The 25988-nt window shown below is 68.1% G+C and carries 24 protein-coding genes and 1 pseudogene; 10 read left to right on the top strand and 15 right to left on the bottom strand.

The window, feature by feature from the left end:
- Positions 1–132 precede the first annotated feature (132 nt).
- The gene (locus AC1DWT_RS09270) at positions 133–1365 is read left to right on the top strand and encodes an MFS transporter (protein ID WP_206016114.1); all 1233 of its coding nucleotides are present in this window, start codon (positions 133–135) and stop codon (positions 1363–1365) included.
- Positions 1366–1571: 206 nt separating this feature from the next.
- On the opposite strand, the gene AC1DWT_RS09265 is transcribed toward AC1DWT_RS09270, so the two are convergent.
- Both AC1DWT_RS09265 and AC1DWT_RS09260 read right to left on the bottom strand, forming a co-directional pair.
- Positions 1572–1877: a helix-turn-helix domain-containing protein gene (locus AC1DWT_RS09265; protein ID WP_206014134.1), complete on the bottom strand. Its 306-nt coding sequence runs from the start codon at positions 1875–1877 to the stop codon at positions 1572–1574.
- A gap of 5 nt (positions 1878–1882) precedes the next feature.
- Positions 1883–2110, bottom strand: a pseudogene (locus AC1DWT_RS09260) (type II toxin-antitoxin system RelE/ParE family toxin); the annotation flags it as partial.
- Positions 2111–2366: 256 nt separating this feature from the next.
- Between AC1DWT_RS09260 and AC1DWT_RS09255 the strand changes: the two are divergent.
- Positions 2367–2795 carry a hypothetical protein gene (locus AC1DWT_RS09255; RefSeq protein WP_206014135.1) on the top strand — a complete coding sequence of 143 codons (429 nt, stop codon included), beginning with the start codon at positions 2367–2369 and terminating at the stop codon, positions 2793–2795.
- A 244-nt stretch (positions 2796–3039) separates the two neighbouring features.
- Here AC1DWT_RS09255 and AC1DWT_RS09250 read toward each other — a convergent pair whose 3' ends face one another.
- The gene (locus tag AC1DWT_RS09250; protein ID WP_206014136.1) at positions 3040–3678 is read right to left on the bottom strand and encodes a GntR family transcriptional regulator; all 639 of its coding nucleotides are present in this window, start codon (positions 3676–3678) and stop codon (positions 3040–3042) included.
- A gap of 132 nt (positions 3679–3810) precedes the next feature.
- Between AC1DWT_RS09250 and AC1DWT_RS09245 the strand changes: the two genes are divergently transcribed.
- Entirely contained in the window at positions 3811–4545 is a 735-nt protein-coding gene (locus AC1DWT_RS09245) for a haloacid dehalogenase type II (RefSeq protein WP_206014137.1), read from the top strand.
- Positions 4546–4659: 114 nt separating this feature from the next.
- Here AC1DWT_RS09245 and leuS read toward each other — a convergent pair whose 3' ends face one another.
- Positions 4660–7524, bottom strand: coding sequence for a leucine--tRNA ligase (gene leuS, locus AC1DWT_RS09240; RefSeq protein ID WP_206014138.1), 2865 nt, complete (start codon positions 7522–7524; stop codon positions 4660–4662).
- Positions 7525–7639: 115 nt separating this feature from the next.
- Between leuS and AC1DWT_RS09235 the strand changes: the two genes are divergently transcribed.
- Complete coding sequence (locus AC1DWT_RS09235; protein ID WP_072942681.1) at positions 7640–8041, top strand: SdpI family protein; 402 nt, start codon at positions 7640–7642, stop codon at positions 8039–8041.
- 22 nt (positions 8042–8063) lie between these two features.
- Positions 8064–9035: a DUF1648 domain-containing protein gene (locus tag AC1DWT_RS09230; RefSeq protein WP_206014139.1), complete on the top strand. Its 972-nt coding sequence runs from the start codon at positions 8064–8066 to the stop codon at positions 9033–9035.
- A gap of 32 nt (positions 9036–9067) precedes the next feature.
- On the opposite strand, the gene AC1DWT_RS09225 is transcribed toward AC1DWT_RS09230, so the two are convergent.
- Complete coding sequence (locus AC1DWT_RS09225; RefSeq protein WP_072942684.1) at positions 9068–9745, bottom strand: FadR/GntR family transcriptional regulator; 678 nt, start codon at positions 9743–9745, stop codon at positions 9068–9070.
- 68 nt (positions 9746–9813) lie between these two features.
- Between AC1DWT_RS09225 and AC1DWT_RS09220 the strand changes: the two genes are divergently transcribed.
- Together AC1DWT_RS09220 and AC1DWT_RS09215 are read left to right on the top strand one after the other, a co-directional pair.
- A complete protein-coding gene (locus AC1DWT_RS09220) occupies positions 9814–11118 on the top strand; it encodes an MFS transporter (RefSeq protein ID WP_083395683.1) in 1305 nt (434 codons plus the stop codon).
- Between the two features lie 9 nt (positions 11119–11127).
- Positions 11128–11910, top strand: coding sequence for a Mut7-C ubiquitin/RNAse domain-containing protein (locus AC1DWT_RS09215; RefSeq protein ID WP_206014140.1), 783 nt, complete (start codon positions 11128–11130; stop codon positions 11908–11910).
- On the opposite strand, the gene AC1DWT_RS09210 is transcribed toward AC1DWT_RS09215, so the two are convergent.
- From AC1DWT_RS09210 to AC1DWT_RS09200, 3 genes are all read right to left on the bottom strand, one after another.
- Positions 11898–12074 carry a hypothetical protein gene (locus tag AC1DWT_RS09210; RefSeq protein WP_174705501.1) on the bottom strand — a complete coding sequence of 59 codons (177 nt, stop codon included), beginning with the start codon at positions 12072–12074 and terminating at the stop codon, positions 11898–11900. The two genes, AC1DWT_RS09215 and AC1DWT_RS09210, sit on opposite strands and share 13 nt — an antisense overlap.
- Positions 12075–12161: 87 nt before the next feature.
- Positions 12162–12767, bottom strand: a complete 606-nt coding sequence (locus tag AC1DWT_RS09205; protein WP_095865449.1) for a YqgE/AlgH family protein — start codon at positions 12765–12767, stop codon at positions 12162–12164.
- Positions 12768–12834: 67 nt separating this feature from the next.
- A complete protein-coding gene (locus AC1DWT_RS09200; protein WP_206014141.1) occupies positions 12835–13530 on the bottom strand; it encodes a TetR/AcrR family transcriptional regulator in 696 nt (231 codons plus the stop codon).
- A gap of 143 nt (positions 13531–13673) precedes the next feature.
- Here AC1DWT_RS09200 and AC1DWT_RS09195 point away from each other — a divergent pair, with 143 nt between their 5' ends.
- On the top strand, positions 13674–14615 hold the full coding sequence (locus tag AC1DWT_RS09195; RefSeq protein ID WP_206014142.1) for an NAD-dependent epimerase/dehydratase family protein: 942 nt from the start codon (positions 13674–13676) through the stop codon (positions 14613–14615).
- A 10-nt stretch (positions 14616–14625) separates the two neighbouring features.
- On the top strand, positions 14626–15924 hold the full coding sequence (locus AC1DWT_RS09190) for an MFS transporter (protein ID WP_206014143.1): 1299 nt from the start codon (positions 14626–14628) through the stop codon (positions 15922–15924).
- Positions 15925–15932: 8 nt separating this feature from the next.
- On the opposite strand, the gene AC1DWT_RS09185 is transcribed toward AC1DWT_RS09190, so the two are convergent.
- Both AC1DWT_RS09185 and AC1DWT_RS09180 read right to left on the bottom strand, forming a co-directional pair.
- Positions 15933–16343, bottom strand: a complete 411-nt coding sequence (locus AC1DWT_RS09185) for a PaaI family thioesterase (protein WP_072942698.1) — start codon at positions 16341–16343, stop codon at positions 15933–15935.
- Positions 16340–16753: a hypothetical protein gene (locus AC1DWT_RS09180; RefSeq protein ID WP_206014144.1), complete on the bottom strand. Its 414-nt coding sequence runs from the start codon at positions 16751–16753 to the stop codon at positions 16340–16342. The genes AC1DWT_RS09185 and AC1DWT_RS09180 overlap by 4 nt, the downstream gene beginning before the upstream one ends.
- A 188-nt stretch (positions 16754–16941) precedes the next feature.
- Here AC1DWT_RS09180 and AC1DWT_RS09175 point away from each other — a divergent pair, with 188 nt between their 5' ends.
- The gene (locus tag AC1DWT_RS09175) at positions 16942–18501 is read left to right on the top strand and encodes a DUF4185 domain-containing protein (RefSeq protein ID WP_420855118.1); all 1560 of its coding nucleotides are present in this window, start codon (positions 16942–16944) and stop codon (positions 18499–18501) included.
- A gap of 21 nt (positions 18502–18522) precedes the next feature.
- Here the strand turns inward: AC1DWT_RS09175 and AC1DWT_RS09170 are convergent, their stop codons facing one another.
- From AC1DWT_RS09170 to AC1DWT_RS09150, 5 genes are all read right to left on the bottom strand, one after another.
- Positions 18523–19602, bottom strand: coding sequence for a sulfate/molybdate ABC transporter ATP-binding protein (locus AC1DWT_RS09170; protein WP_072942701.1), 1080 nt, complete (start codon positions 19600–19602; stop codon positions 18523–18525).
- Entirely contained in the window at positions 19599–20405 is an 807-nt protein-coding gene (locus AC1DWT_RS09165; RefSeq protein WP_072942702.1) for an ABC transporter permease, read from the bottom strand. Before AC1DWT_RS09165 ends, AC1DWT_RS09170 begins: the two co-directional genes overlap by 4 nt.
- Complete coding sequence (gene modA, locus AC1DWT_RS09160; protein WP_072942704.1) at positions 20402–21211, bottom strand: molybdate ABC transporter substrate-binding protein; 810 nt, start codon at positions 21209–21211, stop codon at positions 20402–20404. Before modA ends, AC1DWT_RS09165 begins: the two co-directional genes overlap by 4 nt.
- On the bottom strand, positions 21208–21612 hold the full coding sequence (locus AC1DWT_RS09155) for a TOBE domain-containing protein (protein ID WP_072942706.1): 405 nt from the start codon (positions 21610–21612) through the stop codon (positions 21208–21210). Before AC1DWT_RS09155 ends, modA begins: the two co-directional genes overlap by 4 nt.
- An 86-nt stretch (positions 21613–21698) precedes the next feature.
- Positions 21699–25835, bottom strand: coding sequence for a bifunctional nitrate reductase/sulfite reductase flavoprotein subunit alpha (locus AC1DWT_RS09150; protein ID WP_206014145.1), 4137 nt, complete (start codon positions 25833–25835; stop codon positions 21699–21701).
- Between the last annotated feature and the right edge of the window lie 153 nt (positions 25836–25988).

Raw genomic sequence — 25988 nt, 5'->3', positions numbered from 1 at the left:
TCCCACGGGAATCGAAGCGCCACCCGGAACACACTGGGATATCGAAACCGACGGCAGCTGAACGCCGACGAAAGACCTTCAACGCTCCACGAGAAACTGCGTACTGCAGTTCACGCTGCCGAGAGGCCATCCATGAACCCCGAACTACGGTTGCGCCGCCTAGCATTGTTCGTTGTCTATTTCGTCCCCGGACTGGGACTGGCATCGTGGGTGGTTCGAACACCTACCATCCGCGACCAACTCGGATTATCCACTGGGCAAATGGGTCTCGTTCTGTCGGGACTGTCGATCGGTTCGATGGCCGGGATCCTGTCATCGGGTGCGTTGGTTCGGAGATTCGGGACGAGGCCGGTCATCGGCGCGGGCACAGCAATCGTCATATCCGGTCTCCTCACGATGGCCATCGGCACGGAGTGGTCCGCCCCTTCCGTCGTCTCCGGCGGGTTGTTCCTGTTCGGGCTGGGGATGGGGTCGGCAGACGTTGCGGTGAACGTCGAGGGTGCAGAGGTCGAGCGAAGCATCGGAAGGTCGGTATTGCCGACCGTGCATGGGTGTTTCAGTCTTGGGTCCCTTGTTGGGTCCCTCGTCGGCATTGCCTTGACAGCGACGTCATTTCCCGTGGATTCTCACCTGTTGATCGTCGGCGCTGTGTCGATTCCGATCGCGTGGTGGGGAATGCGACACGTCCCGGTGGGAACCGGAAAGCTTTGCGAGCGGGGTACTTCCACCGTCAATAGCCGACGCCCCTCACCTTGGGTGGCCTGGAAGGACTCACGTCTGATCCTGATCGGGGTGATCACGCTTGCGATGGCGCTGGCCGAAGGTGCAGCCAACGACTGGCTCCCACTTCTCATGGTCGACGGTCATGGATTCGGCGCCACAGCAGGTTCTCTCATCTACGCAGGGTTCGCGGCGGCGATGACGATCGGCCGGCTCGGCGGTGGGTACTTCGTGGACCGTTTCGGGCGTGTAGTGGTGATCTGTGCGAGTGCCGCCCTCGGAGCTGTGGGGCTCTCAGTCGTGATCTTCTCCGATAACGCTATTCTCGCAGGTTCTTTCGCGATGTTGTGGGGTCTGGGTGCTTCGCTGGGGTTTCCCGTTGCCATCTCGTCCGCCGGCGACTCTGCCCATGCCTCCGCGGCCCGGGTCAGCGCTGTATCGACTGTTGGGTACTTCGCGTTCCTGGTCGGCCCGCCGCTTCTCGGGTTCCTGGGTGAGCACAACGGGTTGCGCTCCGCCATGATCGTCGTCCTGGCTTTGTTGACCATCGCAGCGTTTCTCTCGCCAGCGGTGCGACCATCACAGGAGCGCACGCGCCGGGAAGACCTGGCACACACGGTCGCGCACGTCGGACGCGAGGTGTGAACTGCAGCGGCAAGTCCAGCGCTCGTGCCGATACCAACGCACCAATGAATGGGTTGACGAATCCAGCACCGAGGTCGGCTCTTCGCGCCGGACGCCACCCTCAGGCACCACGTCGGGATTGTTACCGGGCGCGCCGATGCCCGTAACGGGCGATTGAGCTTTCCGGACCGGGCCCACCCCACCGGCTGCCCCGTGGAGTGTCGGTCTTACGCGATCTGGAAGCGCTCGTCGCCGAGTTCGACTTCGACGCGTAGGGCTCCGCCGACGGCCTCGACATACCGGCGCAACGTGTCGATCTGCACCCGCTCGAGGTCGCCATGCTCGATGTTGGACACGCGGTTCTGCCCGACTCCGAGCCGCTCGGCCAGCTGCTTCTGCGTCATCGCCACCGACTCGCGCAACTCCTGAAGTCGATACGCGCGCACCTGCTCGATCATGCGGGACTTGTGCGCCTCGACTGCGCCGCGATCGACAGGACGCTCGGCGAGCATCTGCTCGAGACTCTTTGCCATCGTGTTCACCTACCTTCCAACTCGTCCAGATGGTCCGCGAAGCGGTCATCTGCGATCGGGATGTTGACCTTGTACCAAGCTTTCCACTGTCCGGCCTTGTTGCCGGCAACCAGCAGGATCGCCTTTCGTTCGGGATCGAACGCGAAGAGCACCCGCAGCTCCGAGCGACCACTCGACCCCGGCCGCAGTTCCTTCATGTTCTTGTGACGGGACGCCTTCACCGTGTCGACCAGCCCCACCTCTGCGGTCCACTTCCCCACCGCGCGAGAATATCACACCTAGATGATATCACTTTAGAGTGATAACTGGGGATCGACGGCCGGCGGAGTGCGGGTTCCCGGCAGCGGTGCGCGGAGCCCCGGGGTCCGGCCAGGTCGAAGGTAACGAATGACGAGAGCGTGACGACAGCATCGGTGACCCCAACGACCGCACCGCCGATCGTGGCCGCGAGCGAACCGAATGAGAGTCCTCACGGGAGGAAAAGATCCGATGCGACGCCGTACCTCGAACGCCCGACCCGGACGCCGGACGTCGATCACCACTGTCCTGGTCGGACTGGGTGCTCTCATCCTCGGGGCCGCACCGGTCGCGACCGCAGCGCCCGCCGACGCCGCCCTTCCGGTGCCGGTCGTCGGGATCACCACGCTGCCCACGGGATTCCCCAGCCTCGTTTACACGCAGGTGACGGTGCGCACCGACCCGGAGCGGCGGGGTATCACCGAGTTCGTCGGCTACTGCTCCTGCACCGTGCACTGGCGCAACATGTCGACCGGAGTGGGAGGAACCATGGTCCCGGCGGTCAAGCCGACACCCGTCGTAACCGGCTCGGGAACCCTGGTAGCCGCCATGACGGTCGACGGCCGTTCCGGCGTTGCCGTCACGGCACTGCCCGGCGCGGGCACCTGGAATGTCCCGTGAGATAGCGGCTTACGCAGATCAGCCTGCATGGTGATCAGGGGTCACCAGATGGCGAGCTGATCGGTTTCATGCCGGCGCGATGGCGCTGGGGTGGTGTCCCACCGTTTGCGCGACACCATCGTCAAGGCGCTCGAGGACGCCGGCGGAAGCAAGAAGGCCGCCGCGAAGCAGCTGAGATCAACCGCACCACTCTCTACCGCGCCATCCGGACCTACGGAATCGCCGTCACGCCAACGGGACGCGATCAGGTGCTCTCGTAGTTCTCCACCGCCCGCTCGAGGTGTCTGCGCATCTCACCCTGCGCACGATCGAGGTCGGCGGATCGTAACTCGCCCAGGAGTTTTCGGTGCTCCGTCGCGAGATCTCGGGGATTCGGGTACGACTTCTGGATCTGCGCCAGGCACAACTGCATTTCGTCTTGCAGTGTCGAATAGATTCGGCTCAGTCGATTGCTGCCGACCGCGTCGATGATGGCGACGTGGAACGCCGAGTGGACTTCGACTCGGTCCGCCCAACTGGCGTCGGCCGGCATCTGCTCCATCTCCTCGAGATACCGCTCGGCCTCACCGAGCGGGATGCCGTTCTCGACGATGACCCGGACGCCTTCGAGTTCGAGTGGAATCCGCACGAAGTACAGATCGCGGACGTCCTCGTGATCGAGAACCGGAACGATCAGCGACCGACCCTGGGACTGCTGGGCGAGGTGACGGCTCGTCAGCACCTGCAGCGCCGACCGCACCGTGGGGCGAGCGACGTCGAACATGGCCGCCAGACTTGTCTCGGTCAACGGAGTACCGGGCGCGAGGGCACCCCCGAGGATCTGGGCACGGATCTCCGCCACCAGCGCGTCGCGGGTGGTCTGGGTTTGCAGCACTGGACTCATACCGTCCTCCTCCGGGCGCAGTATATCTGCTATACCGCCTACCACTCCCGCCCTCCCTGTTGTACTGTATAACAGTAATACCGAGTTACCGCCTGATCAGGACACTGCGACGACACCGCAAGGAGAACCACCATGAATCTGGCCGACTACGACGCCTTGAGCTTCGACTGCTACGGCACCCTGATCGACTGGGAAGCCGGCATCGCCGCGGTTCTCGCGCCCTGGGCGAAGGAAGTCGGACTTGCGTTGACCGACGAGGAACTGCTCCTCGCGTACGCGGACAACGAGGCCCGGGCCGAACGCGACACCCCCGACGCGCTGTACTCGGCGATCCTCCCCGAGGCCTTCCGCCGCACGGGGGAGACGCTCGGCAAGGACGTCGGCGACGAATGGGCAGCCAGGCTCGGCGCATCGGTCCCCGACTGGCCGGCGTTTCCCGACTCCGCCGAAGCGCTTGCCTCCCTGGCGAAGGACTACAAACTGATCATCCTGTCCAACGTCCACCGTGCGGGCTTCACCGGCAGCAAGGCACGCCTGGGAGTCGAGTTCGACAAGATCATCACCGCCGAGGACGTCAAGGCCTACAAGCCTGCGCCGAACCACTTCGAGGCTCTCGACGGCGCGCTCGAAGAACTCGAAGTTCCCCGCGAGCGTCTTCTGCATGTGGCGCAGAGCCTCTTTCACGACCACGTGCCCGCCAAACGCCACGGTCTGCCCTCGGTGTGGATCAACCGCCGCCACGACCGCCCGGGCTGGGGCGCCACCCCCGAACCCTCCGCCGAGTACACCTACGCCCTCGAATTCCCCACCATGGCGGAATTCGCTGCCGCCGCACGCGTCGCGAAGGAGGCCGGGCGGAACGAATGACTCACCGCGGGGCCCCACGCGGCCAACCGTCAGCGACCGAAGCCCATCGCCGTCACGACCTTCCGTGACGGCGATGGGCTTCCGGCTGTGCGGTACGCGGGACCGCGGTACGCGTCAGAGGACGATGTTGACCATCTTCCCGGGCACGACGATGACCTTGCGCGGATCCTTACCGTCGAGCAGTGCGACGATCTTGTCGTCGGCGAGCGCGATCTTCTCGATCTCCTCACGCGGCGCGTCGGCGGCGACGGTCACGCGGCTGCGGACCTTGCCGTTGACCTGGATCGGGTACTCGACGGTGTCTTCGACGAGCCACTTCTCCTCGGCGACCGGGAAGGGTCCGTGCGCCAGCGACTTCTCGTGGCCGAGCCGCGACCACAGCTCCTCCGCGAGGTGCGGGGCCAGCGGTGCGAGCATGAGCACCAGCGGTTCCACCGCCGAGCGGGGGGCACCGGTCGGGTACGCCTTGGTGAGGTGGTTGGTGTACTCGATCAGCTTGGCCGCGGCCGTGTTGTCGCGCAGTGCGGTGTAGTCCTCGCTGACCCCGGCGATCGCCTTGTTCAGCGCGCGCAGCGTGTCCTCGGTCGGGGCGTCGTCGGTGACGCGCACGGCGCCGGACTCCTCGTCGACCACCACACGCCAGGCGCGCTGCAGGAAGCGCTGCGCACCGACGACGTCCTTGGTCGCCCACGGACGGGACGTGTCCAGCGGACCCATCGACATCTCGTACACGCGGAGCGTGTCGGCGCCGTACTCCTCGCAGATGTCGTCCGGCGACACGGAGTTCTTGAGGCTCTTGCCCATCTTTCCGTACTCGCGGTTGACCTCGGCGCCCTGGTGGAAGAACTTGCCGTCCTTCTCCTCCACCTCGTCGGCGGGCACGTACACGCCGCGCGCATCGGTGTACGCGTAGGCCTGGATGTAGCCCTGGTTGTACAGGCGGCGGTACGGCTCGCTCGAGCTGACGTACCCGAGGTCGAACAGCACCTTGTGCCAGAACCGCGAGTACAGCAGGTGCAGCACCGCGTGCTCGACACCACCGACGTACAGGTCGACGCCGCCGGGGTCGTTCGGCCCGTGGATCTCCGGACGCGGACCCGTCCAGTACCGCTCGTTCTCCTTGTCGCAGAACACGTCCGGGTTGGTGGGATCGATGTAGCGCAGCTGGTACCACGAGCTGCCCGCCCACTGCGGCATCACGTTGGTGTCGCGGCGGTACGTCTGCAGTCCGTCGCCGAGGTCGAGTTCGACGTTGACCCAGTCGACGGCCTTCGCCAGCGGGGGAGAGGGCTCCGAGGACGCGTCGTCGGGATCGAACGACACGGGTGCGTAGTCCTCGACCTCCGGGAGCTCCACGGGCAGAGCCGATTCCGGAAGGGCGTGGGCGTTGCCTTCGGCGTCGTACACGATCGGGAACGGCTCGCCCCAGTACCGCTGCCGCGCGAACAGCCAGTCGCGCAACTTGTACTGGATGGTGCCCTTGCCGGTGCCGTCCGCCTCGAGCCGCTCGGTGATGGCCTTCTTCGCGTCGGCGACGGACATGCCGTTCAGGAAGTCGGAGTTCACGATCGTGCCGTCGCCGGTGTACGCGTCCTTGGAGAGGTCGCCGCCGGAGATCACCTCGACGATGTCGAGACCGAACTCGGTGGCGAACTCGTAGTCGCGGTGGTCGTGGCCCGGCACGGCCATGATGGCGCCCGTGCCGTACCCGGTGAGGACGTAGTCGGCGATGAACACCGGCAACTTGTGCCCGTTGACGGGGTTCAGCGCGTACGTGCCGAGGAAGACGCCCGTCTTCTCCTTGTATTCCTGCCGCTCCAGGTCCGACTTGGCCGCGATCGACTTCCGGTACGCCGCAACCGCTTCGGCGGGCGTTGCGGCACCGCCGGTCCAGCGCGAATCCACACCCTCGGGCCACGCGGCCGCGACGATCTCGTCGACCAGTTCGTGCTCCGGCGCCAGCGTCACGTACGTCGCACCGAACAGCGTGTCCGGCCGTGTCGTAAACACCTCGATGTCGTGAGCAGAGGATTCACCCTCGCTTCGCTCGACCACTGCCTGGAACCGCACCTGCGCACCGTGCGAGCGCCCGATCCAGTTGCGCTGCATGGTCTTGACCTTCTCCGGCCAGTCCAGGTAGTCCAGGTCGTCCACCAGACGGTCGGAGTACGCGGTGATGCGCATCATCCACTGCTGCAGGTGCTTACGGAACACAGGGAAGTTGCCGCGGTCGCTGCGACCGTCGGCGGTGACCTCCTCGTTGGCCAGCACCGTGCCCAGACCGGGGCACCAGTTGACCATCGAATCGGAGTGGTACACGAGGCGGTAGGAGTCGAGGACCGCTTCCTTCTCGGTCACGGACAGCGACGCCCAGTCCCGTCCGTCTTCCAGGGCGCGCGCCCCCGACACGAACTCGGCCTCGAGCTCGGAGATGCGGCGGGCCTTGCCGGCCTCCTTGTCGAACCACGCGTCGTGGATCTGCAGGAAGATCCACTGCGTCCAGTGGTAGAAGTCGACGTCGGTGGTCGCGAATGTGCGGCGCTCGTCGTGGCCGAGCCCGAGGCGGCGCAGCTGGCGCTTCATGTTGCCGATGTTGGCCTCGGTGGTGGTCCGCGGGTGCGTGCCCGTCTGCACCGCGTACTGCTCGGCAGGCAGACCGAACGCGTCGTAGCCGAGGGTGTGCAGCACGTTGTGGCCCTGCATGCGGTGATAGCGGGCGAACACGTCGGTGGCGATGTAGCCGAGCGGGTGGCCCACGTGCAGACCCGTCCCCGACGGGTACGGGAACATGTCCTGCACGAACAACTTGTCCGCGGGCACGTCGCCGGCGAGGGGGCCGACCGGGTTGGGCGCGTCGAACGTGCCCTCCTCGCTCCACCGGTCCTGCCAGCGCTGCTCGATCTGGCCGGCGAGCTCCGCGGTGTAGCGGTGCTGCGGGGTCGCGTCGGACGGGTTGGCGGGCTGCACGTGCTCGGTCACTGTGGTCGCTATCTACTTGGCTGACATTCTGGATCAGGGGGATACCGACAACCAGGGTAGAGCCTCACCCCACCCGGGCTCACCTGCGCATCCGGGTCCGCCGTATCCTGGTCACGTGTTGATTGCCTCCGTCGTGCTGTTCGTGCTCGCCGTCGCCGTCTCCGGTGTCGCCGTTGCAGGCCTCGCCGAGCGCCTCCCGCGCAACCGGTGGGCGGGTGTCCGCACCCCCGAGACGATGCGGGACGATCAGACGTTTGCGCTGGCCAACAAGGTCGCGGGGCCCACCCTGCTCGCCGCGGCCGGGCTCCTCGTCATCGGCGGAATCGCCGGAATCCTGATCGGCGGAGTCTTCGGAATCGGCGCCGTCCTCGTCAGCGTCGTGGCCGCCGCGCTCACCGCGGCGACGGGCGGATCGCTCGGTGCCCGTGCCGCCGCGTCGGTGCCCGCCGCCGACACCGGCGGATGCGGCAGTTCCTGCGGCGCGTGCTCCCTGAAGGGCGCCTGCCAGCCGTCCTGACCGGCAGGCGACGGCCCGTCCGGTGAACTCCTCGCGCGTCGTCGACCCCGCAGGCGCAGTCTTCGGTCTGCTGCTCCCGGTGATCGCCGCGCTGTCCGGGGTGATCCTCACGAAGGTCTGGGAACCGCGGCTCCCGGCGCAGATCGCGACGCACTGGACCACCACCTCGCCGGACGGCTTCTCCACCCCGATGTCCAGCGCCTGGACGTTCGCCCTGGTGACGGTCTTGTTCGGCGGCGGATGCGCCGCGATCGCCGCCCTCGCCCAGGCAATGCTGATGATGCGCCGCACGATGCTCGTCGTCGGGCTGTCCGTGGTCGGCCTGATCCTCACGGTGCAGGTGCTGCTGCTCTACGTCCAACTCGATGTCACCGACCCCGCGGACACCGAACTCCCGCTGTGGTCGCTCGGCCTCGGTGTCGTGATCGGCGCCGTCGTCGGCCTGATCGGCGCCGCCCTGCTCCGCGACTACCGGCCCCGGGTTGCCGCGACCGGTACTCCCGACCCACGGTTGCCGCGCGCCGACGACCCTGCGACCGTCGCGGACACGGTCGGGTTCGGCACCGTCGGCTCGCTGGTGCTGCTCCTGCTGCTCGGTGTCGTGCCTGCTCTCGCGGTCTGCCTGCTCGTCGACGCGTGGTGGCCGCTCGCCGTGTTCGTTCCGGTGGGGCTGCTGATCGTGAGCCTGCTCCGATTCCGGGTGATCGTCGACCGGACCGGTATCCGGGTGGTGAACATGGGCATGACCGCGCTGCAGTACGGGATCGAGGAGATCGAGGGCGCCCGCGTCGACGTCATCGCACCGTTCGACGACTTCGGCGGCTGGGGACTCAAGGTCAAGGGCAGGCGCAACTACGGCGTCGTGACGAGGACCGGCCCCGCAGTGATCGTCACGACCGCGTGCGGCGACCGCCTGACCGTCACCAGCGCGCGGGCCGAGGAGATGGCCGGCGCACTCAACGCGTTCGCCGACAGGCGGCTCCGCCGCCCGTGAGTGCGCAAAGAGTGCAGGGACTCGCTAACCACTCACGGGCGGGAGGCTTGGTGCACCGCGTCGAGCACGCGGTCGAGGTAGCCGAGGGCGGCGCGGACGGCGGCGTCCTCGTCGCGGGCGGCGATCGCGTCGACGACGGCGTGGTGGTCGTCGGTGGTCAGCGACGGCGGGTGGACGCCCTCGGTGAAGTCGTAGGTGGCGCGGGTGGGTTCGAGGATCCCGGCGAACAGGTCGGACAGCACCGGATTGTGCGCGGCCTCCACGACCCCGAGGTGGAACGCGAGGTCGGCGTCCGCGAATCGGGATGCCTCGTCGGCGGTGCGCTGCCGTTCGTCGAGTAGCGCGGACAGCGACCGCAGGTCGTCGTCGGTGCGCCGCCCGCACGCCAGCCGGACGGCCTCCGTCTCGAGGGCCCGCCGGACCTCGAAGACGTTGAGCATCTCGGCGACCGCGACCTGCCGCCCGAGCAGCCCGCCGATGTCGGTGCGTGCCCGCACGAACGTCCCCGATCCCCGCCGGATCTCGAGGATGCCCGTGGACGTCAGGGTCTTGATGGCCTCGCGCACGGTGTTGCGCCCGACCCCGAGCAGCGTCATCAGCTCGGGTTCGGTGGGGATGCGCTCGCCCACCTTCCAGTCGCCCTCGGCGATCCTGCCGCGCATCCAGTCCAGGGACTGCTGATACGCGGACTCGCGCCGAACCACCGTCATGTACTCATCCTCACACCTCGTCGGCTCGCTCGTCCCGACCGGCCCGTCTAAACTACGTAGGACGTCCCATGTATTTGGACAGCTTCACATATTCGGACAGCCCGAGGAGGCGACCCCACACGTCCACGTCAACCGCTCGCGCCGGCACCCTCCCGACCGCCACCGCCCGCACCACCAGCCGCCACTTCCACGGTCTGAACTATCTCCTCGTCGTCCTGCTCCTCGGCTCCAACATGCCCACGGCGCTGTACTCGCTGTACCGCCACGAATTCGGTTTCACCCCGCTGGTCCAGACGCTGATCTTCGCCGTCTACGTCGCCGGTTTGCTTCCCTCGCTGCTGTTCTTCGGCCCGCTGTCGGACGCGCTCGGACGCCGCTTCGTGTTGCTGGCCGCGATCTTCTTCAGCGTGCTGGGCGCCGTGCTCCTCGCCTTCGCCGATTCGACCGTCTGGCTGTTCCTCGGCCGGATCTCCCAGGGGATCGCCGTCGGCGCGTGCTCGGCCGCCGGTTCCGCCGCCCTGATCGAGCACGAACCCGCCCGGAACCTTCGCCGCGCCGGTCTCGCCGCCACCCTCACCACCGCCCTCGGTGCGGCGCTCGGCCCGCTCTTCGGCGGCGCCGTCGCGCAGTACCTTCCACACGCCCTGGTCTTGCCGTACGTGCTGTTCACGCTGGCGCTCCTGCCCGCGCTGATCCTGGTGCTGCTGCTCCCCGCACCCACCGGCGGACAGTCACGCCCCACCCAGTTGTTCCAGGTGCCGCACGTCCCCGCACCGCTCCGCCGGGTGTTCTGGCTGTCCTCCCTCGGAGTGGCGCTGGCGTGGGGCGCCGTCGGCCTGTTCCAGTCGGTGGTCCCGACGTGGATCATCGACCTGCTCGACGTGAGCAACCTGGTGGTCGCCGGCGGTGCCGCCGCACTGGTCATGGTGTGCTCGGTGTCGGCGCAACTCGTCGCCAACCGGCTCGGAACGGTGCTCTGCCGAACGCTGGGCATCGGCGCCGTCGGCGTCGGCATGGTGGGTCTGCTCGTCGTCGACTTCGCGCCGTCCCTCGCCCTGCTGTGCGCCGTGACGGTCGTCGTCGGTGTGGGACACGGACTCTCGTTCGCCGGTGCGATGCGCGCGGTGGGCGCCGCGGCCGCCGAGCACGCCCCCGATGCCCAGGGCGGGACACTCGCCGCGTTCTTCACCGTCGGCTACGTCGGTCTCGCGGTACCGTCCATCTGCGCGGGCATCGCCATCACCGTCCAGGGCATGCACGTGGCCGTCCTCGAACTCGCGATCATCGGCGCCGTCCTGTGCGGCGTCGTCGCCGTGCTGGGCGTCCGCACGAAGGGTGGGGACCGGGCCGAGGCGGCCAGTACTGTGGCCTGAGGACGTGAAATGCCGATGCCCGAACCGCTTCGCCACTGCGAGTTCCGCTTCTACGAGGAGCTGAACGACTTTCTGCCGCCGGTGCAGCGCAAGCGCACCTTCGAGCACCGATTCGACGGCACCCCGTCGGTGAAGGACCGCATCGAGGCGCTGGGCGTCCCGCACACCGAGGTGGATCTGATCCTCGTCGACGAAGTGTCCGTCGATTTCGCGTATCTCCTGCGCGGCGGCGAACGCGTCGCGGTGTATCCCGTGTTCGAGCGTTTCGACCTGACCGGGGTGACGCAACTGCGCCCGCGACCGTTGCGGGACCCGACATTCGTGCTCGACGTGCACCTCGGCCGCCTCGCCCGCTACCTCCGCCTGCTCGGCTTCGACACCCGCTACCGCAACGACTTCGACGACACGGAACTGGTGGACATCTCCCTCGCCGAGCACCGCATCGTCCTGACCCGGGACACGGGACTGCTCAAGAGGTCGGCGGTCACCCACGGGGCGTTCCTACACGAAACGGACCCACGCCGGCAGCTGCGGGAAGTGTTGGACCGCTTCGACCTTCGGTCGCGGATCACGCCGTTCACGCGGTGCGCGCGATGCAACGGGCTACTCACGCCGATTCCCCGCGACGACGCGCTCGCCGAGGCGCCGCCGGGGGTCGCGCGCAACGAACACCAGTTCAGCCGGTGCCGGGACTGTGCGCAGCTGTACTGGCCGGGCAGCCATCTCCCGAAGCTGAGCCGGCGACTGTCGGAGGTCGGGGTGACGCTCGAGGTGGATTCTCAGGAGGCGTGACGCAACTGCTCGGCGAACTCCGCCGAGCACCCGCAGTCACCGAATTCGTCGCAGTCGATGATCAGTGCGTGCCGGACCTCGGACAACTCGACGCACGACTCGTCGGTGCATTCGGCTCCGTAGAGCGTGTGCACGATCAATGTTCCGTGACAGGTGTCGATCACGTGTGCTGTCCTCCTCACTTCTCGTTCCCCACCTCTGTTGATACCACCCGTCCCCGACAGCCCAGGGACGTGCGCGGGGTGTGTCGGCTAGTTCCGCTCGACGTCGATCGGGTGGGTGGCCAGGAGGGCGAGGGGGAGCGGCTGCCTGCGCAGCACCTGCGCCCACACGTCGACCCGGGCGGGGGCGACGACGTCCGACGCGAGCGCCGAGATGACGATCCAGTCGTCGCGCTGAAGTTCCGAGTCGAGCTGACCGTATGTCCAGCCCGAGTAGCCGGCGAAGATCCGGACACCCTCCACCAGCGGGGCGACGACTTCGGGGTCGGAGTCGAGATCGACCATCACCACGCGGCCGTGGACCCGGCGCAGACCGGGGACGCCGTCGGCCTGCGCGCCGGTGCGCAGCGTCGCCAGGCACAGTGCGGCGTCACGTTTGACGGGACCGCCGACATACAGCGCGGACGGGCGCGCGGTGAGCGGCGCCCACTGTGGCAGCACGTCGTGGACGGCGGTTTCGCTGGGACGGTTGATGACCACACCGAGGCTTCCGGCCTCGTTGTGCTCGATCACATAGATCACGGTGCGACGGAATGCGGGTTCGACGAGATCTGTGGACGAGACCAACAGGCTGCCGGGCCGGACCACCGGTTCCGTCGACGCCGTTCGATCTTCGGGTTCTTCTGCGTGCGCCACCTGAACATCATCCCACCGCGGCGAACGCGATGTGACGGAGGACGCGACCTGCGTCCGGTTCGCCGCTTTACGCCGCAGGCAGCCCCGCCGTCTCGGCAAGTACGGCGAGGTGGTGCTCGAACAGTGCGCCCGGTGTGGTGAACGTGTCGGCGCCGTACTGCCCGAACACCTCGAAGTTCACGGCCCCGAACAGTGCCGACCACACCAGCACGCCGCGGGCGAGCAGATGGTCGGGTGTGGTGAGGCCGAGTTCGGCGCGAACGCGGTCGAGGTCGGTGGCGAGCCGGTCGTCGATGGGCGCCGCCGCGTCCGCCGCGAGCTTGCCCGCCCGGAACGCGTTGTCGAAGATCCCGACGAGCGCGTAGATCACCCGCGTTCCCGGAGTCGTCGTCTGCTCCCCGGGCGCGTCGTAACCGGGAACCGGGCTGCCGAACAGCAATCCGTAGCGGGCGGGCTCGCGCAGCGCCCACTCCCGCACCGCACGTCCGAGCGCCAGGAACTGCTCCCGCGGTCCGGCCGCGGACGCCACCGCGGCCTCCACGGCGTCGCCGAGTTCGTTGTATCCGTCGACGACGAGCAGCGTCAGCAGTTCGTCGCGGCTCTTGACGTACCGGTACACGGCGGACGACACCACGCCGAGGTCCCTCGCGACGGCCCGCAGCGACAGGGCCGCACCCCCGACCGAGGCCAACTGTTCGCGACCGATCCTCGTGATGTCCTGCAACGTCTGCTCGCGGGCGCGCTCGCGTGGTGTTCCTGGCATGGGGTCCAGCGTCGCAATTTCAGAGAGCAGTGTCAACAAACGAGAGCACTGCTCTTGACATTGCGGACCGGAGGGAGCATTCTCGAATAACAGAGAGCAGTGCTCTCGAATCACCGAAATCGACTCACTCAGCGGGAGCAGAAATGTCGAACCTCGAGATCGTCACCGGAGCAGGACCCGTCGGCTGGACCGTCGCCCGGCAGCTCGCCGAACAGGGCCGACGGGTGCGGGTCCTCACCCGCTCGGGCAGCGGCCCGGACCATCCCCTGATCGAGCGGCGGAAGGTCGACGTCTCCGACGCCGCCGCGCTGCAGGAGGCATTCGACGGAGCGACCGCCGTCTACCACTGCATCCACGCCGCCTACAACGCCGACGCCTGGGAGCGCGAACTCCCCGCCGCCGAGCAGACGGTCCTCGAGGCCGCCGGACGCGTCGGCGCGGTCGTCGTCTTCCCCGAGAGCCTCTACTCCTACGACGCGTCTCGACAGCCGATGACCGAGCACACGCCGCGGTCGGCCGACTCCGGTAAGCGCGGCATCCGGACCCGGTTGCTGAAGGCCCGCGCCGAGTCCTCGACGCCCACCGTCAGCGTCGTCGCGTCCGACTTCTTCGGACCGCGGGTGCTGAACGCGCACGCCGGCGAGCGCATGGTGCCCGTCGTCCTCGCGGGCAAGACGATGCGCGTCCTCGGTTCCGCCGACCTGCCCCACTCGTTCACGTACATCCACGACTTCGCGGCCGCGATGATCGCCGCGGCCCACGACCCGGCGCTGTGGAACTCGGTGCTGCACGCACCGACCGCGCCGGCCGTCACCCAGCGGCAGATGGTCGAGGCCTACGCGAAGGCCGCCGGGGTTCCCGCCCCGAAGGTGGGCACCCTGCCCGGCTGGGTGATCCGCGGCGGCGGGCTCGTCCACCAGGGGACCCGCGAACTCGCGGAGATGCTGTACCAGTTCGAGGAGCCGTTCGTGATGGACTCGTCCGAGAGCGAGGCCCGCCTCGGACTGGCCCCGACGCCACTCGACCGGGCTGCCGAGGAGACAGTCCGGTGGTGGCAGGACAGGTCGGTCGCGGCCGCCGGATAGGGTCCTGTGAATGGCGAAACAGCTCGGGGACCGGCGCGAGGCGTGGCGCAGAACGGCGTACACGCTCCGGCGGTCGCCCGGACTGGCCCGTCTCGCCACCGTGCGATTCGCCAGCCAACTCGGCGACGGCATGTTCCAGGCGGCACTCGGTGGCGCGATTCTGTTCAACCCCGAGCGGGAGACGGATCCCGTCGCGATCGCCGCCGGCTTCGCGGTGCTGCTGCTGCCGTACTCGGTGATCGGACCGTACGCGGGCGCACTCCTGGACCGCTGGGACCGCCGCAGCGTGCTGCTGTGGGCGAATGTGCTGCGCGGACTGCTGATTCTGGTGACCGCCGCGCTGCTGGAGACCGGGACCGGCGAATCCGCGCTCCTCGTGCTCGCCCTCTCCGCCATCGGTGTGAGCCGGTTCGTTCTCGCGGGAGTCTCGGCGGCGCTGCCGCGCGTGGTGCACCGTTCCTGGCTCGTGGCCACCAATTCGGTGCTCGCCACCACCGGTTCCGTCGTCGCCGCGCTGGGGGCCGCGACGTCCGTCGCCATCATCTCGTTCGTGGGCGCCGGTGACCGCGGCTCCGGAATCGCCGTGGCGGCCGCCGCCTGCGGTTCCGCGGTGGCCGCGTTCGCGGCGTCGCGCTTCCACCATCGACTTCTCGGTCCGCACGCCGACGAGAAACCCGAATACGGGGCGGTCCGCGCCGTCGCCGCCGGACTGCGCAACGGGGCGCTCGCCGTGTGGCATTCTCCGGGCGTCACGACCGCCATGATCGGGATCGGCACGCACCGGATCGTGTTCGGCGTCAACACGTTGATCATGGTTCTGGTGTTGCGCGACACCGCCACCGTCAGCGCCCTGCCAGGCGGCCTCGCCGGTTTCGGTGTCGCGCTCGGCGCCACCGCCACGGGCATGCTGCTGGCAGCGATCTCGACACCGTTCCTCATTCCGCGCATCGGACGGTCCCGCACCATCGTCGGGGGCCTGATCCTCGCGCTCGTCGTGCAGTGCACGTTCGTCGCGACCCTCACGCAGGCGTCGCTGCTGTGCGGCGCGCTGCTACTCGGATTCGCCGGACAGTCCATCAAACTCAGCGGCGACGCGGCGATGCAGATCGAGATCGAGGACGACCGCAGGGGACAGGTGTTCGCGCTTCAGGACACCGTGTTCAACGTCGCGTTCATCGGGTCGATCGCCGCGGCGTCCCTCGTGATCGCCCCCGACGGCCGATCACTCGCACTGGTGCTGGCGGGTGGGGCGTTCTACGGCCTCGGACTGGTCGGCGTGCTGTTCAACACCCGGCGCGAACCTGCCTGAGAACCGGGCTATTCCGACCCCGGCATCGGCACGTTCTGCAGGCGGACCTGACCGCGAGCCACCTCCTTGCCGGTGTCGGACGCCGTGATCACCACCGACCACAACTGCTGCACGCGGCCCTGCTGGATGGGCACCGCGACCACGTCGACCCGCCCCTCGGTGCGGGCCCGCAGGAAGTCGGTGCCGTTGTGCACGCCCACCGCGAACTGACCGCGGTCGGCGACGGCCGTGCTCGCGCCGATGCTCGCGGCCGATTCGACCGCCGTCGTGTAGACGCCGCCGTGCACTACTCCCCACGGTGTGTGATGGTCGGCGGACAGGTCGATGTGGCCGACCACCTTCGTTCCCGACACTTCGTCGAGTTCCAGTCCGGCTGCGACGACGAAGGCGCTCGCCGCCTCGCGGGTCAGATCGGTCATCGTGTGTTCTCCTCGTCGAACCCTCGGTAAGTTTGAAATCCCAACCCACCTTGCCCGGCTTCGGCGCCGGCGTCAATGGTCCCAGCGGTGCCGACCACCGGATCGGGGCGCCACGTGTGCACCGCCGCGATCACCGGTGGCTCGCGCGGAATCTCGGCGTTCCACGTCCCGCCGCCGGAAGGATCGGTGAAGTAGCGGGACTCGTCCTCGGCGTCGTAGTCGAGCACCGAACGATCGGCCACCCCGTCGCCGTCCGAATCCCACATCGCGTCGTCGAGAAGTCCGTCGCCGTCGAAGTCCAGGCGTACCGCGTCGACACCGCCGGACGGTCCGAGGTCGAGATCGGCGGGCGACGTCCACGCCACCGGGGCGTCGGCACCGGTTCCGAACGAGTACTCGAGAGGATCCATATGAAGGTTGGACGCAGCGCGACCGCATCCGGTTCCACCGAATATCCGCGAATTCCGCTGCGACGGTGAAACCGCACTGTGACCGGACCGCAACCGGACGGGCCGGGCGCGTGCGCCGCGGATGCCGTCCCCCGATGTTATCTTCGACCCCGCGCGTGCAGGTCGGTCCACCGTCACTCCGACCACCGATGTGGAGGGGTCCCGTGGTCGACAAGTCCTGGTCTGTGCCCGGAGTGCCCCTGTACGTGGCCGCCGTCGTCGCCGCGACGATCGGTTTCACCGCCGCACCGGCGTCAGCCGAGACCCTGCCCTGGCTCCCGGTGAACGCCTGCGGCGAGACCGGATTCAACCCGGCGAAGGAGCCGCCGAGCCCGGGCGGGCCACTGCTGCCCCCGATCCCGCCGACCGTGAGCATCCCGATCCCGTACCCCGACTTCGTGCCCGTCCCCGTCCCCGGACCGCGCATCGACCAGAGCCGCGTCGCCCAGGACCTCCCCGCCGATCCGTGCGCGGACCCGTGCCCCGACCTCACCGACGACGTCGACGAACCGGAAACCGGCCCGGGTTCTTCGGGTTCGGCAGGGTCGTCGGGGTCATCGGGGTCGTCGGGCTCGAGTGCGCTGACCATCCCGAAGATCTCGATCGATCCGCGGCCCGAGACCATTCCCATTCCCGTTCCCGGCGGTCCGGGACCCGAACCGAAACCGGCGCCGCCGGTCGAGATCAACCCGGCCGTACGTGGTTCCCTCACCGCCGCGATGGCGAAGCCGGCCGTCGGCGACGTCCGGCTGGTGTCGCAGCTGACCGGACAGGGTTCGGAGAACCGGACGGACAAGCGCTGGCAGGTGGACGGCACCGACCTCGGCATCACGTGGGAGACGAGGCCCGGCGAGGTGGCGGTCGCGTTCGGTGACACGTTCGGCAAGGACTGGGCCCCGCCCGGCGCCTTCGGCGAGGACTGGCGGAGCAACGTTCTCGGCCACAGCACCGACACCGACCTGTCCGACGGCATGACCATCGACAGCATGGTCCAGGACAGCCGGTGCCACGCCGCCGAGATCATCGACAGCAGGCACATCAACAACTTCGAGACGACCACCATCCCCACGTCGGGGTTCGCGATCGGTGACCGTCAGTACCTCAGCTACATGTCGGTGAAGCGCTGGAGCATGGTCCCCGGCATGTGGTACACGAACTACGGCGGCATCGCCTACTCCGACGACAACGGGCAGACCTGGATCAAGGATCAGCACGCCAAGTGGGACAACATCTTCGGTGCCCGGTTCCAGGTGTCCGCGATGGTGCCGCACGGCGACTACGTGTACATGTTCGGCACCCCCAACGGGCGGATCGGCACCATCGGCCTGGCCCGGGTACCCGTCGACCAGGTACTCAACACCACGTCGTACCAGTACTGGTCGGACGGCACGTGGACACCCGTGTCCCAGCGCCTCGCGACCCCCATCGTCGGTGGGGTGGCCAGCGAGTTGTCGGTGCGCTACGACGCGGCCGCGGACACGTGGCAGATGAGCTACCTCGAACCCGTCGGCGGTTCGATCATCCTCCGGCAGTCGTCGAGCCCGCAGGGTGCATGGTCGGACGCGGCGACGCTCGTCGACACGGCCGACTATCCGAAGGCGTACGGCGGCTTCATCCACCCGTGGTCGACGGGCGAGGATCTGTATTTCACGATCTCGGAGTGGGACAGCTACAACGTCTACCTGATGCATGCGTCCCTGCACCCGTGAGTACTTCTCAACCGCCCGACGTTAACAAGTACGCACGGTGTGAAGCGCAACTTCGGTGGCCTTGACCACGAAGTACACGTCCAGGCCCGGCACCAGATCGAGTTCCGCGACGGACGCCGCGGTCACGTCGGCGCTCAGCTCCAGCCGGCCTCCGGCTTCGGCGGCGCGCACCCGGACCGTCGGCCCGCGCACCTCAATCTCCGAGATGGTCACCTGGAAGACGTTGCGTGGACTGCCTTCCGGAGACCGCCTGTGCACGGCCACCGAATGCGGTGCGAACACCGCGACGGCCGGCGCGCCCCCGACGAAGTCGGCGTCGAGCAGACCCTGCATCCGAACACCGGTCTCCGTCTCGAACCCGTCCTGCGCCGCGAACACGGGGACGAGGTTGAGTCCGGCGATCCGCGCGGCGAACGCACTGCGCGGGCGCGTCAGCACGTCGCGCACCGAACCGGATTCGACGACCTGTCCGCCCTCGACGACGATCACCCGGTCGGCCAGTGCCAGCGCGTCGAGAACGTCGTGGGTGACGACGACCGCGGTCCGGTCGCCCTCCCGCAGCACCCGCCTGAGCAGCACCCGCAGGGCGGGGGCCGCAGCGACGTCGAGGGCGGACATGGGTTCGTCGAGCAGCAGCGCCTGCGGTTCCGCGGCGAGTGCCCTGGCGACCGCAACCCGCTGCGCCTGCCCCCCGGACAACTCGTGCGGACGGCGATCGGCGAACTGCGCCGCATCGACTGCGTCCAGCCACTTCTCCGCGACCGCCCGCGACTCCCGGCGTCCGCGGCCCGAACTACGCGGCGCGAACGCCACATTCGCGGCCACCGTCAGATGCGGAAACAGCAGTGCCTGCTGCGCGAGCAGCGCGATACCGCGCCGGTGCGGCGGCACCGCGATGCCACGCTCGGTGTCGGTGAGCACGCGACCGTTCAGTTCGACACGTCCGGCGTCCGGCCGGACCAGGCCCGCGACCACCGACAGCACCGTCGACTTGCCTGCGCCGTTCGGTCCGAGGACCGCCAGCACCTCACCGTCGGCGAGGTCGAATCCCACCTCGACGCCGCGCGCCGCGACCCTGGCCTCGACGCTCAGGCCGGTCACAGCGCCGCCCTCGACGCCCAGCCCCGCGAACCCACCACGATGACGACCGCGACGATCACCAGCACCAGCGACAATGCCACGGCCGCATCCGCGTCCGTCTCGCGCTGCAGGTAGATCTCGAGCGGCAGGGTCCGTGTGACGCCCTGCAGACTGCCCGCGAACGTCAGCGTCGCCCCGAACTCGCCGAGCGCCCGCGCGAACGCCAGCACCGAACCGGACACGAGTCCGGGCAGCACCAGGGGGAGCGTCACCCGCCGGAAGACGGTGGTGGGACTCGCACCGAGCGTGGCGGCGGCGTGCTCGTACCGCCTGCCCGCGGTCCGCAGCGACCCTTCGAGGCTCACCACCAGGAACGGCAGCGCGACGAAGGTCTGTGCGAGCACCACGGCCGTGGTGGTGAACGCGATGTGGATGCCCGCGACCTCGAGGTGCTGCCCGATCAGACCCTTCCGGCCGAACGTGTAGAGCAGGGCGATGCCCCCGACCACCGGTGGGAGTACCAGGGGCAGCAGCACCAGCGAACGCAGCACGTTGAGTCCGCGAAAGCTGCTGCGGGACAACACCGCCGCCATCGGGACGCCCAGCAGGATGCACAGGGCAGTACTTGCGGCGGCGGTGCGCAGACTCAGTTCCAACGCCGCGAGTGAGGATTCCGACGTGACCAGTTCGAAGAAGCGCGTCCAGTCGACACTCGCCAGCATCGCAAACAACGGCAGGACGACGAACAGGCCGCCCACCGCTGCGGGCACGAAGATCCAGCCCGGAAGCCCGGACGGAACCTTCACGCGCGGCGCTCGGATCACGGCTGAGCGAATCCGGCCTTCGCCAGCACCGCCTGGCCCTCGGGTCCGGTGACGAGGTCGAGGAAGCCCTGCGCCGCCTCCGGCTGCTTCGAAGCGGACAGCGCGGCAATCGGATAGGTGTTCACGGCCTGCGCCGCCTCCGGGAAGGGCACGGCGGTCACCTTGTCGCCCGCACCTGCCGCGTCGGTGACGTACACGAGTCCGGCGTCCGCCTGACCGGCCGTCACCTTGTTCAGCACGTCGGTGACCGACGACTCCTCGCTGACGGGGGTGAGGTCGACACCCGAAGCCGTCTCGACCTTCTGTGTCGCGGAACCGCACGGAACCTGCGGGGCACACGTGACGACGAGCGTTCCCTCACGGTTCAGATCCGCGAACGACGTGATGCCCTTGGGGTTTCCGGGTGCCGTCACGATGGTCAGCGTGTTGGTCGCGAAGTTGACGGGGGTTCCCGCGACGAGTCCGGCGTCGACGACCTTCTTCATGTTGTTCGTGTCGGCGGACGCGAACACGTCGGCGCTAGCGCCCTGGTCGAGTTGCGCGGCGAGGTCGGACGAACCCGCGAAGCTGAACTCCACGTGGGATCCGGGGTTCGCGGTCTCGAACATCTCGCCGAGTTCGGTGAACGTGCCCTTCAGCGACGCCGCGGCGAACACCGTGATGTCGCCGCCCGATGCGGCCGCGGACGTCGACTCGGCCGAACCCGAGGCACCGCTGTCGTCGTTCGAACCGCAACCGGTGAGAAGGCCCAGACCGAGCGCGGCCGCAGCAGCCCCCGTCGTGACCCGGCGCCAGGACATTTTCATGAAATTCCTCCAGGAGTTTCGACGATCACCGTGGTCGACTTGACGACGGCTACCGCGACCTTGCCGGGCTCGAGCCCGAGGTCGCGAACGGCTTCACTGCTCATCAGGGAAACGACACGGAAAGGCCCGCACTGCATCTCGACCTGGGCCATCACCTTGTCCATCACGACCGCGGTGACGATGCCGGTGAATCGGTTACGTGCCGAGGATTCCGATCCGAGCAGGTCGGGCGACTTCGACGCGTTGGCGCGCGCGAACTCGGCGAGGGCGGGACCGTCGATCACCTTGCGGCCCGACTCGTCCTTGTCCGCCGCGAGGCTGCCGTTGTCGATCCACCGCCGGACCGTGTCGTCGCTGACGCCGAGGAGTTCCGCGGCCTGTCGTATCCGGATACCCGTCATCCGGAGGTCGTCCGCGCATGCGTCATGACCGCCATACTATGTCGGCATATACGGACCGAACAAGTAGAAACCGCCGAAGATGCGGATCAGTACACGTCCCGCACGTAGCGCTTGTCGCTGGACAGCTGCTTCATGTACAGCTCGGTGTCCTCCTCGTCGAGGCGACCGTGGGTGCGGACGACTTCACGAACCGTCTCGTCGACGTCCTTGGCCATCCGGCTGGCGTCGCCGCACACATAGAGGGAGGCACCCTCCTGCATCCAGCCCCACAGTTTGGCGCCGTGTTCGCGGATGCGGTCCTGCACGTAGATCTTCTGCCGCTGGTCCCGGGAGAACGCCGCATCGAGGTGGGTGAGAAATCCGTCGCGGTGCATAGCTTCCATCTCCTCGCGGTAGTAGAAGTCGGTAGCCTCGTGCTGCTCACCGAAGAACATCCAGTTCTTGCCCGTGTGACCCAATTCCCTGCGTTCGTGCAGAAATCCGCGGAACGGTGCGATCCCGGTGCCGGGACCGACCATGATCATCGGCGCATCGGCGGCCGACGGGGGACGGAAGTGCGCCGACTTCTGCACGAAGATCGGCACGTCGACGTCGTCGCAGTGATCGGCGAGGAACGTCGAGCACACCCCGGAGCGGTTCTTGCCCTCGTGGTTGTAGCGCACCGCGGAGACGGTCAGCTGCACCTCACCCGGGTCCACCTTGGGGCTCGACGAGATCGAGTACAGCCGCGGCTGGAGGCGCTTGAGGACGCCCAGCCACTCCTCCGCGTCGGCGTCGACTTCGTACTGCGCCAGCACGTCCATCGACTGCCGTCCCCACAACCACTGCTGGAGCGCGATCTTGTTGTGCGGGCGCAGCAGTCGCGCCAACTCGGTGTCCTGCGTGCGACTCTGCACGAACCGCAGCAGTTCGGGCGTCACCTTGGTGATCTCGAGCTTCGTGCGCAGCGCCTCCCGCAGTGTCATCTCCGGCAGGTCCGGCAGCGTGACGGGTGTGTCCGGGATCGACCGGGTGACCTTCAACCACTCGTCGACGACGCCATCGCTGTTGGTGGGCCACACACCGAGCGCGTCGCCCGCCTCGTAGGAGAATTCCGGATCGTTCACCTCGAAGCCGAACTGCCGCACGTCCTTCGACGAACCGGCCGCGCTGAGCGGGATGTTCCTCGTCAACCGGGTGACGAGGGGAGACTTCCGGGTGAACGTCGCCGCCTTCTTCGCCGCGGGCCTGGCAGGCGCTGGGGCGGCCTGGGCAGCACCGCCGGCCGCGCGCTCACGGACCAGGTTCTGCACCTGGGTCAGCCACTGGTGCGCCTGGTCCTCGTAGTCGGGTTCGCAGTCGACGCGCTCGGTCAGCCGCTTCGCCTCGAGTTGCTCCAACCGGGCGTCGATCCGCTTGCCGTGCCCGCAGAAGTCGTCGTAGTTCGAGTCTCCGAAAGCCAGTACGGCGTAGCGGGTCTGCGCCAGCCTCGGTGCCTCGTCGCTGCTGAGCGCGGACCAGAAGCTGCTGCCGTTGTCGGGGGCGTCGCCGTCCCCGAACGTGCTGGTGATGATCAGGAGATCGCGGACGTCGGCAAGGCCCGCGACGTCGTAGTCGTCCATGCTGGTCAGGTGCGTGCCGTGGCCGGCTTCCTCGAGCTGGCGGGCGCATTCGGCGGCGAACTCCTCCGCGTTGCCGGTCTGCGACGCCCACACCACGACCACGGGGTGCTGGACCGATTCAGCGGTCGCGGGACTCGTGTCCGGCGCCGCGGAGCCGTCCGGTACGGCGGAGCGGGAGAACAGCCCCGCCATCAGACCGTCCAGCCACACCCTCTTCGACCCGGAGATCGGCGCGGTGCGCGGAAGAACCGGAACGCCCTGCAGTTCGGTGGACTGCAGACCCGCCAGAAGTCCGGCGAGGTACGTGCGCTCGTGTTCGTCGAAGCTGGGGGATGCCGAATCATCCAGTCCGAGAATGCGGCTCATCTCCGCGGCGGGCGAGCCGCTCGCGAGGGTGAGAGCCCCACCCGATTCGGGAACCTCGGGCTCGGACACCGGGGCCACCCGGGTCAGGGAGACGGCACACACCTTGAACTCCGGCTGGAAGGACGTGGGGTCGACGGCGTCGTTGGTGACGGCGTTGATGCTGAGGTATTCACCGAACGAGTCGTTCCAGTGGAACGGGGCGAAACAGCCTCCTGGCAGCACGCGGTCGCTGACGACGGCGGGAAGCACCGCGCGACCGCGCCGGGACGCGACCTCCACCTTGTCGCCTTCGGAAATCGACAGCTTCTGCGCATCGGCCGGGTTGATCTCGACGAACGGGCCGGAGTTCAACTTGTTGAGCTTGGCGACCTTGCCGGTCTTCGTCATGGTGTGCCACTGGTGCTGCAGGCGCCCGGTGTTGAGGACCAGGGGGTAGTCGTCGTCGGGCATCTCCGCGGGCAGCATGTGCGGGCGCGGGAAGAAGGCGGCCTTGCCGCTCGCGGTGGCGAACGCGAGGCGGGGGAGTGAACCGTCGGGAGCGGACAGCAGGTTCTGGCTGACGCCGTCGTTGACGTAGCGGATCGGGTTGCGATCGGTACGGTTGCCGGGCGGGCTCGGCCACTGCACCGGCGTCTCCCGCAGCCGGTCGTAGCTGACGCCGCGAAGGTCGTAGCCGGTCTTCGGATTCCAGGTGCGCTTGATCTCCTCGAACACGTCCTCCGAGGATTCGTAGGTGAACGCGTCCGCATATCCCATCTCGCAGGCGACGCGGGCGATGATCTGCCAGTCGGGCAGCGCCTGGCCGACCGGGTCGACGGCCTGCTGCAGCAGGGTGAGGTTGCGCTCGGAGTTGATCATCACCGAATCCGACTCCGCCCACAGCGCGCCGGGCAGCAGGATGTCGGCGTACCCGTTGGTCTCCGTGTCGAGGAAGACGTCCTGGGTGATCACGAGATCGGCGGCCTCGAGGCCCTCGATCACGGTCCGCCGGTTGGCCACGGTGGCAACGGGATTGGTGCAGATGATCCAGCACGCCTTGATGTCGCCCGCCACCATGCGCTCGAACATGTCGACGGTGCCGGTGCCGACCTCGGTGCGGATGCTGCCTTCGGGCAGCTCCCACAGATCCTCGATGAACGCCCGGTCGTCGGCGGCGAGCACGGACCGCTGGCCAGGCAGTCCGGGACCCATGTATCCCATCTCGCGGCCGCCCATGGCGTTCGGCTGACCGGTGAGGGAGAACGGGCCGCTGCCCGGACGGCAGATGGCCCCGGTGGCCAGGTGCAGGTTGCAGATCGCGTTGGTGTTCCAGGTGCCGTGGGTGCTCTGGTTGAGGCCCATCGTCCAGCAGCTCATCCAGTTCTCGGCCTCACCGATCCACTGGGCGGCCTGCCGGATGTCGGCCTCGGGGATGCCGGTGATCTCCGCGACCTTCTCGGGGGTGTACTCCTCGAGGAACTCGGGCATCACCTCCCAGCCCTCGGTGAACTCGGCGATGAACGCCGGATCGGTGTGCCCGTTCTGCACGAGCAGGTGCAGCAGGCCGTTGAGCAGTGCGAGGTCGGTGCCCGGCGCGATCTGCATGAACAGGCCGGCCTTGTCGGCCGTCGCGTTGCGGCGCGGGTCGACGACGATCAGCTTGGCGCCGGCCTTGATCCGGTCCATCATCCGCAGGAACAGGATGGGGTGACAGTCCGCCATGTTCGCGCCGATCACGAAGAACACGTCGGCCTTGTCGAAGTCCTGATACGAGCCGGGCGGACCGTCGGCGCCGAGGGACTGCTTGTAGCCGGTGCCGGCGCTGGCCATGCACAGACGCGAGTTCGACTCGATCTGGTTGGTCCCGACGAAGCCCTTCGCCAGTTTGGTGATCAGGTACTGGGCCTCGATGGACATCTGGCCGGAGACATAGAAGGACAGGGCGTCGGGACCGTGCTCGTCGAGTTGTTCCTTCAGCCGGCGGGCGGTCTCGCTGATGGCGGCGCCGACGTCCACCGCGGTGGGCGCCTCCCCGCGCTCGTCCCGCACGTACCCGGTTTCCATGCGGCCACCGGCCACGAGCATCTCCGCGCTCGTCGCGCCCTTGGTGCAGAGCCGCCCGAAGTTGGTGGGATGGTCCTTGTCGCCGGACGCCTTGAGCACCCGGCGGGCATTCGTCTCGGGATCGATCCCGACCTCGAGCACCATGCCGCAGCCGACACCGCAGTACGAGCAGGCGGTCTTCACTGTGGAAGTCCCGGCTTTCTGCTGCTGCATCGACTCGCTCCTCACCTGCACGGTCGCCGCGTGTCCACCTGGCTCACGACCTGTATCAATGGTGCCGACCGGCGTGTTTCGTCGGGATTAACCCCGGTGAGCGTTCGATGACGTCTCTCGCACCCGGCCGCGGGCGCGGTGGTGATGTCGGCA

The organism is Rhodococcus sp. P4_B6, from assembly GCF_056402215.1.
Note: the sequence above shows the minus strand (reverse complement) of the source record. Positions and strands in the feature narration are given on the sequence as shown.

What these genes read in the sequence shown, in the direction of transcription:
- AC1DWT_RS09270 (WP_206016114.1), top strand. Translation starts at nt 133, where the DNA reads ATGAACCCCGAACTACGGTTGCGCCGCCTAGCATTGTTCGTTGTCTAT.
- AC1DWT_RS09265 (WP_206014134.1), bottom strand. Translation starts at nt 1,877, where the DNA reads ATGGCAAAGAGTCTCGAGCAGATGCTCGCCGAGCGTCCTGTCGATCGC.
- AC1DWT_RS09255 (WP_206014135.1), top strand. Translation starts at nt 2,367, where the DNA reads ATGCGACGCCGTACCTCGAACGCCCGACCCGGACGCCGGACGTCGATC.
- AC1DWT_RS09250 (WP_206014136.1), bottom strand. Translation starts at nt 3,678, where the DNA reads ATGAGTCCAGTGCTGCAAACCCAGACCACCCGCGACGCGCTGGTGGCG.
- AC1DWT_RS09245 (WP_206014137.1), top strand. Translation starts at nt 3,811, where the DNA reads ATGAATCTGGCCGACTACGACGCCTTGAGCTTCGACTGCTACGGCACC.
- AC1DWT_RS09225 (WP_072942684.1), bottom strand. Translation starts at nt 9,745, where the DNA reads ATGACGGTGGTTCGGCGCGAGTCCGCGTATCAGCAGTCCCTGGACTGG.
- AC1DWT_RS09220 (WP_083395683.1), top strand. Translation starts at nt 9,814, where the DNA reads ATGTATTTGGACAGCTTCACATATTCGGACAGCCCGAGGAGGCGACCC.
- AC1DWT_RS09215 (WP_206014140.1), top strand. Translation starts at nt 11,128, where the DNA reads ATGCCGATGCCCGAACCGCTTCGCCACTGCGAGTTCCGCTTCTACGAG.
- AC1DWT_RS09200 (WP_206014141.1), bottom strand. Translation starts at nt 13,530, where the DNA reads ATGCCAGGAACACCACGCGAGCGCGCCCGCGAGCAGACGTTGCAGGAC.
- AC1DWT_RS09195 (WP_206014142.1), top strand. Translation starts at nt 13,674, where the DNA reads ATGTCGAACCTCGAGATCGTCACCGGAGCAGGACCCGTCGGCTGGACC.
- AC1DWT_RS09190 (WP_206014143.1), top strand. Translation starts at nt 14,626, where the DNA reads ATGGCGAAACAGCTCGGGGACCGGCGCGAGGCGTGGCGCAGAACGGCG.
- AC1DWT_RS09185 (WP_072942698.1), bottom strand. Translation starts at nt 16,343, where the DNA reads ATGACCGATCTGACCCGCGAGGCGGCGAGCGCCTTCGTCGTCGCAGCC.
- AC1DWT_RS09180 (WP_206014144.1), bottom strand. Translation starts at nt 16,753, where the DNA reads ATGGATCCTCTCGAGTACTCGTTCGGAACCGGTGCCGACGCCCCGGTG.
- AC1DWT_RS09175 (WP_420855118.1), top strand. Translation starts at nt 16,942, where the DNA reads ATGTGGAGGGGTCCCGTGGTCGACAAGTCCTGGTCTGTGCCCGGAGTG.
- modA (WP_072942704.1), bottom strand. Translation starts at nt 21,211, where the DNA reads ATGAAAATGTCCTGGCGCCGGGTCACGACGGGGGCTGCTGCGGCCGCG.
- AC1DWT_RS09155 (WP_072942706.1), bottom strand. Translation starts at nt 21,612, where the DNA reads ATGACGGGTATCCGGATACGACAGGCCGCGGAACTCCTCGGCGTCAGC.
- AC1DWT_RS09150 (WP_206014145.1), bottom strand. Translation starts at nt 25,835, where the DNA reads ATGCAGCAGCAGAAAGCCGGGACTTCCACAGTGAAGACCGCCTGCTCG.